14 protein-coding genes are annotated in these 14,645 nt (G+C 54.2%); 3 read left to right on the top strand and 11 right to left on the bottom strand.

Annotated elements, in window-relative coordinates; all coding sequences use genetic code 11:
- On the top strand, positions 1–2,070 hold the full coding sequence (gene glyS / locus OGV74_RS02235) for a glycine--tRNA ligase subunit beta (protein WP_086504665.1): 2,070 nt from the start codon (positions 1–3) through the stop codon (positions 2,068–2,070).
- A 113-nt stretch (positions 2,071–2,183) separates the two neighbouring features.
- Here glyS and cueP read toward each other — a convergent pair whose 3' ends face one another.
- From cueP to OGV74_RS02250, 3 genes are all read right to left on the bottom strand, one after another.
- A complete protein-coding gene (cueP, locus tag OGV74_RS02240; protein ID WP_003024269.1) occupies positions 2,184–2,723 on the bottom strand; it encodes a copper-binding periplasmic metallochaperone CueP in 540 nt (179 codons plus the stop codon).
- Positions 2,724–2,909: 186 nt separating this feature from the next.
- Entirely contained in the window at positions 2,910–3,122 is a 213-nt protein-coding gene (gene cspE / locus OGV74_RS02245) for a transcription antiterminator/RNA stability regulator CspE (protein WP_000014594.1), read from the bottom strand.
- 279 nt (positions 3,123–3,401) lie between these two features.
- Entirely contained in the window at positions 3,402–3,692 is a 291-nt protein-coding gene (locus tag OGV74_RS02250) for an HTH-type transcriptional regulator (RefSeq protein WP_003024273.1), read from the bottom strand.
- Positions 3,693–4,072: 380 nt separating this feature from the next.
- Between OGV74_RS02250 and OGV74_RS02255 the strand changes: the two genes are divergently transcribed.
- Positions 4,073–4,783, top strand: coding sequence for a DUF3053 domain-containing protein (locus OGV74_RS02255; protein ID WP_003024276.1), 711 nt, complete (start codon positions 4,073–4,075; stop codon positions 4,781–4,783).
- A gap of 58 nt (positions 4,784–4,841) precedes the next feature.
- Here OGV74_RS02255 and ghrB read toward each other — a convergent pair whose 3' ends face one another.
- The 6 genes from ghrB to OGV74_RS02285 all read right to left on the bottom strand — a co-directional run bounded on the left by ghrB (position 4,842) and on the right by OGV74_RS02285 (position 11,067).
- Positions 4,842–5,816: a glyoxylate/hydroxypyruvate reductase GhrB gene (ghrB, locus tag OGV74_RS02260; RefSeq protein ID WP_003024278.1), complete on the bottom strand. Its 975-nt coding sequence runs from the start codon at positions 5,814–5,816 to the stop codon at positions 4,842–4,844.
- A 258-nt stretch (positions 5,817–6,074) separates the two neighbouring features.
- Positions 6,075–7,385, bottom strand: coding sequence for an MFS transporter (locus OGV74_RS02265; RefSeq protein ID WP_032939182.1), 1,311 nt, complete (start codon positions 7,383–7,385; stop codon positions 6,075–6,077).
- Positions 7,386–7,455: 70 nt separating this feature from the next.
- Entirely contained in the window at positions 7,456–8,394 is a 939-nt protein-coding gene (locus OGV74_RS02270; protein ID WP_086504664.1) for a sugar kinase, read from the bottom strand.
- A 3-nt stretch (positions 8,395–8,397) separates the two neighbouring features.
- Positions 8,398–9,147 carry a sugar phosphate isomerase/epimerase family protein gene (locus OGV74_RS02275; RefSeq protein ID WP_086504663.1) on the bottom strand — a complete coding sequence of 250 codons (750 nt, stop codon included), beginning with the start codon at positions 9,145–9,147 and terminating at the stop codon, positions 8,398–8,400.
- A 99-nt stretch (positions 9,148–9,246) separates the two neighbouring features.
- On the bottom strand, positions 9,247–10,263 hold the full coding sequence (locus tag OGV74_RS02280; protein WP_005133828.1) for a LacI family DNA-binding transcriptional regulator: 1,017 nt from the start codon (positions 10,261–10,263) through the stop codon (positions 9,247–9,249).
- Positions 10,264–10,404: 141 nt separating this feature from the next.
- Positions 10,405–11,067 (bottom strand): OmpA family lipoprotein, encoded by a 663-nt coding sequence (locus OGV74_RS02285; RefSeq protein ID WP_003024287.1) that lies wholly within the window; start codon positions 11,065–11,067, stop codon positions 10,405–10,407.
- A gap of 159 nt (positions 11,068–11,226) precedes the next feature.
- Between OGV74_RS02285 and OGV74_RS02290 the strand changes: the two genes are divergently transcribed.
- Complete coding sequence (locus tag OGV74_RS02290) at positions 11,227–13,560, top strand: molybdopterin guanine dinucleotide-containing S/N-oxide reductase (protein ID WP_086504662.1); 2,334 nt, start codon at positions 11,227–11,229, stop codon at positions 13,558–13,560.
- Here OGV74_RS02290 and OGV74_RS02295 read toward each other — a convergent pair.
- Complete coding sequence (locus OGV74_RS02295; protein WP_016151144.1) at positions 13,529–13,969, bottom strand: N-acetyltransferase; 441 nt, start codon at positions 13,967–13,969, stop codon at positions 13,529–13,531. The genes OGV74_RS02290 and OGV74_RS02295 overlap by 32 nt on opposite strands.
- Positions 13,959–14,528, bottom strand: coding sequence for a DNA-3-methyladenine glycosylase I (gene tag / locus OGV74_RS02300; protein WP_003846107.1), 570 nt, complete (start codon positions 14,526–14,528; stop codon positions 13,959–13,961). Before tag ends, OGV74_RS02295 begins: the two co-directional genes overlap by 11 nt.
- Between the last annotated feature and the right edge of the window lie 117 nt (positions 14,529–14,645).

A 14,645-nucleotide genomic window follows, 5' to 3' on the forward strand; every position in this document is an offset into this window, starting at 1 on the left:
ATGTCTGAGAAAACTTTTCTGGTGGAAATCGGCACTGAAGAGCTGCCACCAAAAGCACTGCGCAGCCTGGCTGAGTCCTTTGCTGCAAACTTTACCGCGGAGCTGGACAACGCTGGCATCGCGCACGGCAACGTTGAGTGGTTTGCTGCACCGCGTCGCCTGGCGCTGAAAGTCGCGAATCTGGCGGAATCTCAACCCGATCGTGAAGTTGAAAAACGTGGTCCGGCCATTGCCCAGGCGTTTGACGCTGAAGGCAAACCGAGCAAAGCGGCAGAAGGTTGGGCACGTGGCTGCGGCATCACGGTTGATCAGGCTGAGCGTCTGACTACCGACAAAGGCGAATGGCTGCTGTATCGCGCGCATGTGAAAGGCGAAAGCGCTGAAACGCTGCTGCCAAACATGATTGCCACTACGCTGGCGAAGCTGCCGATCCCGAAACTGATGCGCTGGGGCGCGTCTGACGTTCACTTCGTGCGTCCGGTTCACACCGTGACTCTGCTGCTGGGCGACAAAGTTATTCCGGCAACGATTCTGGGCATTCAGTCCGATCGTGTGATCCGTGGACACCGCTTTATGGGCGAGCCGGAATTCACTATCGATTCTGCCGATCAGTATCCGGAAATCCTGCGTGAGCGCGGCAAAGTCATTGCGGATTACGCTGAGCGTAAAGCGAAAATTAAAGCCGATGCTGAAGAAGCGGCGCGTAAGATTGGCGGTAACGCTGACCTGAGCGAAAGCCTGCTGGAAGAAGTCACCTCGCTGGTAGAATGGCCGGTAGTGCTTACCGCGAAATTCGAAGAGAAATTCCTCGCTGTTCCGTCTGAAGCGCTGGTACACACCATGAAAGGTGACCAGAAGTACTTCCCGGTTTATGCGAACGACGGCAAATTGCTGCCGAACTTTATCTTCGTTGCCAACATTGAATCGAAAGATCCGACCCAGATTATCTCCGGTAACGAGAAGGTTGTTCGTCCGCGTCTTGCGGATGCTGAGTTCTTCTTCAATACCGACCGTAAAAAACGCCTGGAAGACCATCTGCCGCGTCTGCAAACCGTGCTGTTCCAACAGCAACTGGGTACGCTGCGCGATAAGACTGACCGTATCCAGGCGCTGGCGGGCTGGATTGCTGGTCAAATTGGCGCTGACGTTAACCACGCAACCCGCGCTGGCCTGCTGTCCAAGTGCGACCTGATGACCAACATGGTCTTCGAGTTCACCGACACCCAGGGCGTGATGGGAATGCACTACGCGCGTCACGATGGCGAAGCGGAAGATGTCGCTGTGGCGCTGAACGAGCAGTATCAGCCGCGTTTTGCCGGTGATGACCTGCCGTCTAACCCGGTGGCTTGTGCCGTGGCGATTGCTGACAAGATGGACACCCTGGCGGGTATCTTCGGTATTGGTCAGCATCCGAAAGGCGACAAAGACCCGTTTGCGCTGCGTCGTGCTGCTCTGGGCGTGCTGCGTATCATCGTTGAGAAGAACCTGAATCTGGATCTGCAAACGCTGACGGAAGAGGCTGTTCGTCTGTATGGCGACAAGCTGACCAACGCCAACGTGGTGGATGACGTTATCGACTTTATGCTTGGTCGCTTCCGCGCCTGGTATCAGGACGAAGGTTATACCGTCGATACCATTCAGGCCGTGCTGGCGCGTCGTCCGACTCGTCCGGCTGATTTCGACGCACGTATGAAGGCGGTTTCGCACTTCCGTACACTGGAGGCCGCGTCCGCGCTGGCTGCCGCGAACAAACGTGTATCGAACATCCTGGCGAAGTCTGAAGAAACGCTGAATGACCGTGTGAATGCGGCAACGCTGAAAGAGCCGGAAGAAATTGCGCTGGCGATGCAGGTTGTGGTGCTGCGCGATAAGCTGGAGCCAGTTTTCGCCGCTGGCCATTACCAGGAAGCGCTGGTTGAGTTAGCGGAACTGCGTGAGCCAGTTGATGCGTTCTTCGAGAAAGTGATGGTCAACGTAGAAGATAAAGATCTGCGTATCAACCGTCTCTCCATGCTCGAAAAACTGCGCGAACTGTTCCTGCGCGTGGCGGATATTTCGCTGCTGCAGTAACGGTCCTGAGCTGACTTAGAAAATGCCGGATGGCGGCTTCGCCTTATCCGGCCTACGAGATAAACACCAGTAGGCCGGATAAGCATTGCGCCATCCGGCATTTTTTTATGTTGTTAGCGCAGCTGTAATTTAGTCAGACAGGTCTGGCTGTCTTCCATGGTCTTAATGGGATACTCCGCTTTTTTGCCGTTGTAGCTTACTGCGATGGTGCCTGCCATATTGCGCGGTAGCCAAACCCCGACGAAGCCATTTCGACCGCTCTTCATCTCTTTTTGTAGCACTACATCACCCTTGTTATCCGTCACTTTGACATTGAATGTCTTCTCCGGCATTTCGCCCTGGCAACCGGAAAGGCTGTGGTTGAAGCAAGGATGTGTTTGCCATTCATAAGGGGCAAATGACAGATAGAACTTGTCACCGAGCGGCAGGGTATAGATCTGATCGCCTGAAGAGAGCTTCAGTTCAGTGCTGGTGACGGATGCCGAGTAGGGCAGTGGGCGGCTCTGTGGAGACTGGTCAATGGCCTCGACGATTTGCTCGACGGATTTTCCGCTGAGCCCGTGTTCCGCCAAAAAAGTGGCTTCAGGGGTTGCGGCGAACGCGCTACCGGTGGTGAGTAAACCTAAAACCAGCAGTAATGAGGATTTCGACATAGCTTCAATTCCTTGTGAACGTTGTGGAATACAGACTGGCTCACTATAAAGCTTGCCCTTAGGGAAAGGTCAAAGGGGCGGCGGGTAAAGTAATGCAAAGACGCGTGTGGGCGAGGTGTTTTAAGAAGTACAGATAAAAAAATCCCCGCCGTTTGGCAGGGATTCAGAATCTTGAGCTTTTTAAGCTTACAGGCTGGTTACGTTGCCAGCTGCCGGGCCTTTAGCGCCGCTTTCGATGGTGAAGGAAACTTTCTGACCTTCGTCCAGAGATTTGTAGCCATCGTTCTGGATAGCAGAGAAGTGTACGAACACGTCTTTAGAGCCATCGTCAGGAGTGATGAAGCCGAAACCTTTGTCAGCGTTGAACCATTTTACGATACCAGTCATTTTACCGGACATAGTGTATTACCTTTTAAAAAATAAGTGTGCCTTTCGGCGATATGGCGTGCTTTACAGATTTTTTAACAGTAAAGGAAATGCTCACTACGAAGGGTATCAACGATAACTCTTGAAGGGACTTGCCTTACTAACTGCTGTAATGGTCTGTACGTCAAACCGTTGAGGGCATTAACTCATTTTACGCATGTGGATGCAACTACTATTTTCTTTTTTGTGGATAACCTTCGTAAGGGAACGGCCCCGTTACAGGACCGTTCTTAAGCAAAATTGAAAAATAGTTCAATCCATCAGTTGCTTACTTAATCTTGGATCTGCCTGGATCAGGCGCATTAACTTCAATTCGGTAGTGGAAGGCTTTACGCGTTTAGACTCCCATTCATGAACCATCGCGACTGTCACGCCCATTACTCGGGCAAAATCATCTGTTTTTAAACCTGTCCCTCGTCGTAACTGTTCAAATTCGGTGAAAGGGTTGGTTTTTTGCGTCAGAGTGACCGTCTGCGATACATCTTTAAAAACAATCTGCTCCAGACTGCTCAGCAGTTCAAACATAGGATCTTTGTATTCCATTGAGAACTCCTACAAATCACACAGCGGGATCGTGAATTTCTTCGAAGCTCATTAAGAGTAGTCGCAAAAAATGAAGTCGGATTCGGGGTTTGAGAGATGGATTCGTTTCAGCAGATCGCAGGTGACAATCTGTTACTGGCTAACAAACTGATAAAGGTCGGGATCTCCGAACGATCGATTCCGATTGTAAAGATGACTAAAATATGACGCCGAGTAGTAAATGCAGCATTGTTTAGCAAAACGAACGGTGGTGGGAACGGTTATTTTCCCCCACAAGATTATGCGGAAAGGGTATCTTGCGGGGCTGACCTGGACTATCCTTGTTAACGTCAGGCACGCGGGTGTCGTTGTGCGCATTTTTGGGTGAAAGGAGTATTAAAATGGCGACAGGTAAGTCCTGCTCTCGCTGGTTTGCGCCTGTTTTGGCGCTCTTAATGGTAGTTGGCCTGAGTGGGTGTTTTGATAAAGAAGGCGATCAACGCAAAGCGTTTATCGATTTTCTGCAGAATACTGCAATGCGTAGCGGAGAGCGTTTACCAACGCTGACCGCCGATCAGAAAAAACAGTTTGGCCCGTTTGTGTCCGATTACGCGATTCTGTATGGCTATTCGCAGCAGGTTAATCAGGCGATGGACTCCGGTCTGCGTCCGGTGGTTGATAGCGTAAATGCGATTCGTGTTCCTCAGGATTATGTGACTCAGCGTGAGCCGCTGCGTCAGGCAAATGGTGCGCTAGGTGTATTAGGGCAACAGTTGCAGAATGCGAAACTACAGGCAGATGCTGCGCATGGCGCGCTGAAGCAGGGCGAAGATCTGAAGCCGGTCTTTGACCAGGTTTACAATAAAGTCGTTACTGTACCTGCAGAGGCGTTACAGCCGCTGATCCCTGCAGCGCAAATCTTCACGCAGCAGTTAGTGCAGGTTGGTGATTTTGTGGCGCAGCAGGATACGCAGGTGAGCTTTGTCGCCAACGGTATCCAGTTCCCAACGTCACAGCAGGCAAGTCAGTACAACACGCTGATTGGCCCGTTGGCTGCTCAACATCAAGCATTTAACCAGGCCTGGACTGCTGCGGTGAATGCCGCTCAGTAATTAAGCCGCTGTAAGATATGAAGGGCCGGGTGAGCGTAAGCGCTACCCGGCCTTTTGTTTATCGCGCGACCTGCGGGTTTACGCAGTTCTTCTCAACGCGTCCTTGCAGCGCATCGATTAAGTTATCCACTGCACAGGCCGCCATGTTATAGCGCGTTTCGTGCGTGGCTGAACCAATGTGCGGCACAGCAACCACGTTTGGCAGCGACAGCAGCGGTGAGTCTGCCGGTAATGGCTCCTGCTCAAACACATCCAGGCCAGCGGCATGAATTTCGCCGTTTTGCAGGGCGGCAATCAGTGCTTTTTCATCGACCACCGGCCCACGTCCGGCGTTAATGAAAATGGCGGAAGACTTCATTTTGGCAAACTGTTCGGTGCTGAACAGATGATGCGTTTCGTCGGTTAACGGCAGGATCAGGCAGACAAAATCGGATTCTTGTAACAGCGTATCGAGGTCGCAGTAGCGCGCATTGAAGCGTTCTTCTGCTTCCTGATGATGACGGCGCGCATTATAGAGAATCGGCATGCTAAAGCCGAAATGCGCACGTTGTGCCAGCGCCAGCCCAATGCGGCCCATGCCGACAATCCCCAGCGTTTTGTGGTGCACATCCGTACCGAACCAGTCCGGCCCGATACTTTTGGTCCATTCACCGACCTTCACCCGTTCAGCCACTTCTACCACGCGGCGAGCGGTGCTTAACACCAGCGCCATCACCGTATCGGCGACGGTTTCTGTCAGTACGGTTGGCGTGTGCATCAACAGCACCTTACGCGCGTTAAGGGCATCGACGTCGAAGTTGTCATAGCCGACGGAAATCGTGGAGGTCGCACGCAGTTTCGGCATTTTCTCCAGTAGAGCGGTATTGACGGCTTCACTGGAGCCCAGCAGACCTTCCGCATTGGCAAAAGCCTCAGCGTGCTGTGCGACCGTTTCCGGGCGCAGGTTAGGCACCTGAGTCACAGTAAAATGCTCTTCCAGGCGATGCAGTAAATCGTCAGGTAACGCTTTATAGAGAATAATGGACGGCTTCATGCGAATCTCCGTAAGTTAAAATTTAAGCGTGGCGTGCGCCAATAGGTAGCTGTTGATTATTAGCAGGCTCAGGCCGAGTCCTGCCGTTGCACACGCACGTCGCTGGCGGTTATTTTTGCCCAGTGCAAGGCACGAGCAGAGAAGTTTGGTGAACCAAACGAGCTGGGAGTAACGCCGCAATGGGCAAAAATAGCCCCAGCCCTTCGGGACACGCGTCAGAACCACGAACTCTTCGTTGTCTGGCTTGGGCATAGTTCACTATGCCCAGCGCCCTCCGCCTTGATTACGCGGTTCTGCCACAGTGTCGACGGTGTGTTCAATGGCAGGACTCGGCCTCACAATGAGAGTTAGCCATACTGAGACAAAAAGCGCTACCCCCATAAAAATGTACGAGGCGGACGGGCTGCCGGTAGCGCCATTGAGGTAGCCGACAAACCATGAACCAAAGAATGAGCCTAGCGCGCCCATACTGTTAATCAGCGCCATTGCACCCCCGGCAACGTTACGCGGCAGCATTTCAGGAATGATGGCAAAGAAAGGACCATAAGGGGCATACATTGCCGCACCCGCAATAACCAACAGCGTGTAAGAAATCCAGAAGTGGTCTGCGCCCACGGCCCAGGAGCCGATAAAAGCGAAAGCAGCTATCAGTAACAGTGGCCAGACAAACAGCTTACGATTTTGCAGTTTATCGGAGGCCCAGGAAACGAGGATCATCGCCGCCGTCGCCGCCAGATAAGGTACGGATGACAGCCAGCCAACCTCAACCATCCCCAGATTTGCACCGCCGTTGCGGATAATCGACGGCAGCCACAGGACAAAACCATAGACGCCAATACTCCAGGTGAAATACTGCATACACAGCAGGATGACGTTACGTGAGCGGAAGGCTTCGCTATAGTTACGCACAGCTTTGATGCCTTGCTGCTCTTTTTCCAGTTGTGCCTGAAGGGCGGCTTTTTCAGATTCTGACAGCCAACCGACCTGAGACGGTTTGTCTTTTACCAGCACCCACCAGCAGAACGCCCAGATGATGGCCGGGAAGCCCTCGATGATGAACATTTCCCGCCAGCCCAGCGCCTGGATCAGATACCCGGAAACCACGGACATCCACAGGACGGTAACCGGGTTACCGAGGATCAGGAAAGTGTTTGCGCGCGAACGCTCGGACTTCGTAAACCAGTTACTGATATAAATCAGCATTGCGGGCATGACCGCGGCTTCAACGACGCCAAGAATAAAGCGGATGGCGGCAAGCATTGGAATATTGCTGACCATGCCGGTTAACGACGCACAGGCACCCCAGAGGATCAGACAGACAAAAATCAGTTTTCGTACGCTGCGGCGTTCGGCGTAAATTGCGCCCGGGATCTGAAAGAAGAAGTAGCCGAGGAAAAACAGCGCGCCCAGCAGGGAAGAGATCCCTTTGGTAATGCCGAGGTCCTCGTTGATACCTGCGGCGGAGGCGAAGCTGAAGTTCGCGCGGTCAAGGTACGCCAGGCTATACGTGATAAACACGATTGGCATGATGTACCACCAGCGTTTTGCTGCATTAGTTGAGCTATTCATAGACTGCCCTCTGGTTATACTGATACGCCGCCTCTGAATGTAGGGTACAGAGACAGAGTTGGCCGGGAATTTATTCCCCTAATTGTTCACGTGTGGGTAATCCTTCGCTGTCGCCCTGAACCTGAATGGCCAGTGCGCCAATTTTATTGCCGCGGGTCACAGCCTGATGCAGCGAGCGGCCTTCCAGCAGGGCGCTAATAACGCCCACGGCAAAACCATCACCTGCGCCGACCGTATCAACCACGTTGTCGACTTTTACCGGTGCAACGCAGCCTTGTTCACCGCCGGCGGTTTTGTACCAGGCGCCATCAGCCCCGGTTTTGATGATCACGGCCTTCACCCCGTGGCGCAGATAAAAGTTGGCGATGGCTTCAGGCGTCTCCTGACCGGTTAAAATCATGCCCTCTTTTAATCCAGGCAAAACCCAGTCGGCCTGGAATGCCAAACGGTTCAGTTTTTCCACCATCTCGGCTTCGCTTTTCCACAGCACAGGGCGTAAATTCGGGTCGAACGAGATGGTCTTCCCTTGTGCTTTCAGTGTGCGGGCGGTATGGGCTAACAGTTCATAAGAGCTGGCAGAAAGTGCCGCCGCTACGCCGCTCAGGTGTAGGTGGCGCGCGCTGGTGAAGTAGGCTTCGTGATAATCCTCAATGCTGAGGTGGCTGGCAGCGGAACCTTTGCGGAAATATTCCACAATGGGATCGGTTCCATTTTCGACCTTAGATTTAAGCTGAAAGCCAGTAACGTAACGCCCGTCCTGGGTGACTCCCTGCGCATCAATCCCTTCTTTTTCCAGCGACTTAACGATAAAACGGCCAAAACTGTCGTTGCCTACACGGCTTACCCAACCGACCTTCAGGCCCAGCCGGGCAAGACCGGTCGCCACATTGAGTTCAGCGCCAGCAACGCGCTTGATAAACTGCTCCACATCCGCCAGTTCGCCGGTTTGCGTGGCGACAAACATCGCCATCGCTTCACCAATCGTTACCACATCCAGTGAATTTTTCATGCGTTACTCCTCGCGTAACAACTCGACGTAACGGCGGGTAACCGCCGCCAAATCCAGCCCTTCCAGGGGAAACTCAATGCCGCGTGGAACATCGCCCGGCAGCGTTTTCAACAGCGTCAGCCAGCGCGGATCGGCTGCATCAGGCGGTACGGCACGGTAGCTGTCGCGATGTGCAACGGCGGCTTTGACATGGATATACCCAACGGTTGACGCCAGTTTCTGCGCCGCCTGTTTCGGGGAGTCGCCCACCCATAGCCAGTTGCCCATATCGAAGGTCAGAGATATCGGCAGATTTTGCGTCTGGCAGGCTTCGTTAAAGCGCTGCATCGGCTTCAGGCGTCCGCAGGCGGTCTGATCGTTTTCGACAACCAGTTCCATTCCGCTGTTGTCCAGCCATTCGCGTAACACGTTGAACTGTTCGGTATGGGAGAAATGACCGAGGGAGACTTTTAGCCACAGCGCCTGCAGGGCCTGTGCTTCTTCAAGTAGCGCAGGAAGTCGGGGATTGAGGCTACCGTCCTCAAGGAACAACGGCTCAGGCGCTGAGTAACAGGCCAGCAGGCCGAAGATTTCGATAGCAGATGCCACCGTAGACAGCGTGTGCAGCTCGGCGTCGGTCAGCAATTCGCGGCGGATTTCGACGCCGTCAGCACCGGCTTCAGCGATAATGGGCAGCATTGCCGTTTGCCCGCCAGCGGCCCGTACCTGGTCGTGGCCGTAAGCGGCGGTGACCACCATAATTTTTCTTTTCATGGAAACTCCAGACTAGCGTTCTTGCTATAACGCTAGATGGAACCGGTTCCAAAGAAAAGCTTATGATGTTGAATTTATGATCACCATCACGAAGGAAATTTAACGGGCGGTAGAGCCGCGAACGATCAGTTCGCCGGAGAAGACCTGTTCCTGAATGGCAGCAGAGCCGCCATCGATCCGGCGTACAACCTGCTCAACGGCGGTGTAGCCAATCTGCCAGGTAGGTTGTTTCAACGTGGTAATACCAACGCCCGCCAGTTCGGCCCATTCCAGTTCGTCAAAACCGAGCAGGCCGATATCGCTGCCCCAGTTAAGGCCAATGCGTTTCAGGGCGCGGGCAACCTGCAGTGTGAGAGCGCCATTGGCTGAGATAACGGCTTTGCGCATTCCCCGGTGCTGCTGGTGGAACTGGCGCAGGGTGTCGTCCAGTTGCGTATTGTCCGTGAGCGGGACTTCGGCATTTTGCGCGATAACGCCGGGGTACTGTGCGAGGGTGGCGCGAAAAGCGCTCAGGCGCTCGCGGCGGGTATTCACCATGCCGAGTGGTTCGCTGAGGAACAGGATGGCTTCAAAACCTTGTTCGACCAGATGTTCCGTGGCAACCGTTGCCGCCTGGGTGTTATCCAGCCCGACCATATCACAGGCGAAATCGGGAATTTTACGGTCAATCAGCACCATCGGCAGCGCAGACTGCTGCAGCCGATTTAGCCCCTCTTCGCGCATCCCGACGGCGTTGACCACAATCCCTTCGACCTGGTAGCTGCGCAGCAGGTCAAGATAATGCAGTTCCTGATCCACTTCGTTGTTGGTGTTACACACCAGCGGGGTAAAGCCTTTATCACGACAGGCAGCTTCAATGCCGCTCAACACGTTGACGGAGTAGGGATTGGTAATATCGGCGATGATCAGGCCAATCAGGCGGGTACGACCGTGTTTAAGGCCTCTTGCCATCAGGCTGGGACGGTAGTCGAGATCGGCAATGGCTTGTTCAATGCGGGCCAGTAGCGCGTCGGAAAGCAGGTGCTTTTCACCGTTGAGATAGCGTGAAATGCTGGTCTTGCCGGTTTTTGCGGCTTTCGCCACATCGCTGATGGTTGCCCGTGTTGATTTGCTCATCGCTGATTTCCCTGAATTTCGTGTGAATACCTTAGCGGGAAAATCTGACGAAGCAAGTAATTTGCCGGGTGGCGCTGCGCTTACCGGGCCTACATGTCGAACGTAGGCCGGGTAAGGCGAAGCCGCCACCCGGCTCAACGATTACTGCACAGGACTCAACGTAATCTCTACGCGACGGTTCTGCGCTTTACCTTCCGCCGTGCTGTTGCTGGCGATCGGATTTGACGGACCCATGCCCTGAGTGCGGATACGATTAGCGGCAACCCCTTGCGTGATCAAGGCGCTGGCCACGGAGTCCGCGCGTTGTTGAGACAGACGCATATTCAGATCCTGGCTGCCGGTGCTGTCGGTGAAGCCCAGCACGTTGACGGCGGTTTTATTGTACTCTTTCAGTACCATTGCCACGCCGGTCAGAGTGTTGGCACCAGCAGGTTTCAGGTTGGCGCTGCTGCTGTCGAAGGTGACGTTATTCGGCATATTCAGAATGATGTTATCGCCACTACGCGTCACGCTGACGCCCGTTCCCTGCATTTTTTCGCGCAGTTTTGCTTCCTGCACATCCATGTAATAGCCGATACCACCACCAACGGCCGCACCCGCCGCCGCGCCAATCAGTGCGCCTTTACCGCGATCTTTCTTCGAAGAAGAGAGTGCGCCAATGCCCGCGCCGACCAGAGAGCCAATACCCGCGCCAATGCCGGATTTACCCGCTTCGCGTTCGCCGGTGTAAGGGTTTGTTGTGCAGCCAGAAACCGCCAGGGCGCCGCTCACGATGGCAGCAATAACAAAAACACGTTTCTTCATCTTAATTCCTTAATGACTTTTTCTTCTTTGCCACAGCGACCGTGGCGGTTGATTATGACGTGTGAACATGAAGAAAATTCCAGGGAAGACTCTGAAATTTGTAAGTAACATTGAACGGCATAATAAATAAGCCGTCACATCGCATTCAGGAGCGCCATCTTGGCTAATTCACCCGCACATTACTCGGTGTTAACCGCCGCCCACTGGGGACCAATTCTCGTCGACACCGATGGTGAGACGGTTTTCTCCTCGCGTGGCGCGCTGCCCACTTCCCATCCCAACTCTTTGCAAACCGTGGTGCGCGACCAGGTTCACAGTAAAACGCGGGTACGTTTTCCAATGGTGCGTAAAGGCTTTCTCGCCTCGCCGGAGAATCCCCAGGGCGTGCGTGGGCAGGATGAATTTGTTCGCGTCAGTTGGGACGATGCGCTGAATCTTATCCATACGCAGCATAAACGTATCCGTGACAGCTACGGCCCGGCCTCGATTTTTGCCGGTTCCTACGGCTGGCGATCTAATGGCGTGTTACACAAAGCGGCAACTCTGCTACAGCGTTATATGGCGCTGGCAGGCGGTTATACCGGGCATCTGGGGGATTATTCGACGGGGGCTGCTCAGGCGATCATGCCGTACGTGGTGGGCGGTAACGAAGTTTACCAGCAGCAAACCAGCTGGCCTGTGGTGCTTGAGAACAGCGAGGTGGTGGTGTTATGGAGCGCTAATCCGCTGAATACACTGAAGATTGCCTGGAACGCGTCCGATGAGCAGGGGCTTGCTTACTTTGAGGCTTTGCGCGACAGCGGTAAACGGTTGATCTGTATCGATCCGATGCGATCGGAAAGCGTCGAATTCTTTGGCGAAAAGATGGAATGGATTGCCCCGCATATGGGGACCGACGTGGCGCTGATGCTGGGCATCGCGCATACGCTGGTGGAAAACGGCTGGCATGACGAGGATTTTCTCGCCCGGTGTACCACCGGCTATGACCGTTTTGCAAACTATCTGCTGGGTAAATCTGATGATGTTGTGAAAACGGCAGAGTGGGCTGCGAAGATTTGCGGTATACCCGCAACAAAAATACGCGAACTTGCGGCGATATTTCACCAAAATACCACTATGCTGATGGCCGGATGGGGGATGCAGCGCCAACAGTATGGTGAGCAGAAACACTGGATGATCGTCACCCTGGCCGCCATGCTCGGGCAAATCGGGACGCCAGGCGGCGGTTTTGGGCTGTCGTACCATTTTGCCAACGGCGGCAATCCAACGCGCCGGGCTGCGGTGCTGGCTTCAATGCAGGGCAGCGTTAAAGGCGGTACCGACGCGGTAGATAAAATCCCGGTGGCGCGAATTGTTGAAGCGCTGGAAAATCCCGGTGGTTTTTACCAGCACAACGGCATGGACCGCCATTTCCCGGACATCCGCATGTTGTGGTGGGCTGGTGGCGCTAACTTCACCCATCATCAGGACACTAACCGTTTAATTCGCGCCTGGCAAAAACCGCAGCTGGTGGTTATCTCGGAGTGTTTCTGGACCGCCGCAGCGAAGCATGCCGATATCGTACTGCCAGCGACCACCTCCTTTGAGCGCAATGATTTGACCATGACCGGCGACTACAGCAACCAGCACCTGGTGCCGATGAAGCAGGTTGTGCCGCCGCAGGACGAAGCGCGAAATGATTATGATGTTTTTGCTGAGCTGAGTGAACGCTGGGAAGAGGGCGGTTACGAGCGATTCACCGAAGGCAAAAGCGAGCTGGAATGGCTGGAGACGTTTTACAATATTGCCGGGCAACGTGGGGCCAGTCAGCAGGTGACATTGCCGCCTTTCGCCGAGTTTTGGCAGCGCAACGCCCTGATCGAAATGCCGGAAAATGCCGCCAGCGCGCAGTTTATCCGTTTTGCGGATTTTCGCCGCGACCCGCAGGCTCATCCGCTGAAAACGGACAGCGGAAAAATTGAAATCTACTCCGCGAGGATTGCTGGTTACGGCTACGCGGACTGTGCGGGGCACCCGATGTGGCTGGAGCCGGATGAGTGGTTCGGTAATGCCGAACCGGACCAGCTACAGCTGCTTTCCGCCCATCCGGCGCACCGTTTGCATAGTCAGCTTAACTACAGTGCGCTACGTGAGCAGTACGCGGTAGCGGATCGTGAGCCGGTAACGATTCATCCGCAGGATGCCCACGCGCGCGGCATTGCGGATGGCGATACGGTCAGGGTGTGGAACCAGCGTGGTCAAGTTCTGGCGGGCGCGGTGGTGACGGAGGGCATCAAACCTGGCGTCATCTGTATTCATGAAGGCGCCTGGCCGGATTTGGAGCCGACAGCTGACGGTATTTGTAAAAATGGCGCCGTCAACGTGCTGACCAAAGATCTCCCCAGCTCGAAGCTGGGGAATGGCTGCGCGGGCAACACCGCGCTGGCGTGGCTCGAAAAATACAGCGGACCCACGTTGACGCTTACGGCGTTTGATCCGCCTGCCAGCCCATAATCCACGTGGGATGGTGAGTCTCTTCCTGCCATGCGCCGTCTTCAATGCGAAAACCCAGCGCATGGTAGAAGTTCACCGCTGATTGATTCTTCTGGTAGACCTCCAGGCTGAGTAACGAAAAGCGCTGCTGCACATGCTGCACCAGCGCTTTGCCGATCCCGCTTCTGATGGCTGCAGGCGCGACAAACAGCGCGCCGAGGAAGCGGTCATCAATGACGCTGACAAAACCTTTGAGCTCGCCTTCTTCTTCCCACACCCAGGTTTGCGCGGCTGGCAGATAAACATCCCGCACCACGGATTCACTTTCGCGCCAGTAGCGCTCTTCGATAAACGGATGGGCATGGATTGTGCTTTCCATCCACAGCGTTAGAATCGCCGGTAGATCTTCAGCCTTTGATTCACGAATCATGTTGTTCTCCCGGATAACAGATGCAGCTGGTGACATGATCGTTGACCAGGCCGCATGCCTGCATAAAGGAGTAACAAATGGTGGTGCCGACAAACTTAAATCCGCGTTTTTTTAACGCCTTAGACAGCGCGTCTGACGCAGGCGTGGAGGTGGGAATATCGCTCAGGTTGGCGGCGCGGGTCACTTGCGGTTGGTTATCAACAAATGACCAGACGAACTCGCTAAACGACTCTCCGTTTTGTGCCATCGTCAGAAAGGCGCGAGCGTTGCCGATAATGGCCTGAATTTTTCCGCGATGGCGAATTATGCCGGCATCCAGTACCAGCCTTTCCACATCCTCTTCGGTCATGGCTGCCACTTTTTCTGGGTCAAAATGGTGGAAAGCGTGGCGATAATTTTCCCGTTTCTTGAGTACGGTAATCCACGATAACCCGGCCTGCTGGCCTTCGAGGCAGATCATTTCGAACAGCTTTTTGCCATCGGTTTCGGGGACGCCCCATTCCTTGTCGTGGTAGGCAATGTAAAGTGGATCCTGACTGACCCATCCGCAACGCTGCATATTCTTCCTCGCTGTTTTTACTGGCGTAAAAATTTCATTCGGCCCGCCTTGACGCGCCAGCTAAAAAGACAATATTTAATACAAGGCCTGCTGGCCAAAATACTTCACACAATGACA

This window comes from Citrobacter sp. Cf116, from assembly GCF_030336505.1.
GTDB classification, from domain to species: domain Bacteria; phylum Pseudomonadota; class Gammaproteobacteria; order Enterobacterales; family Enterobacteriaceae; genus Citrobacter; species Citrobacter freundii.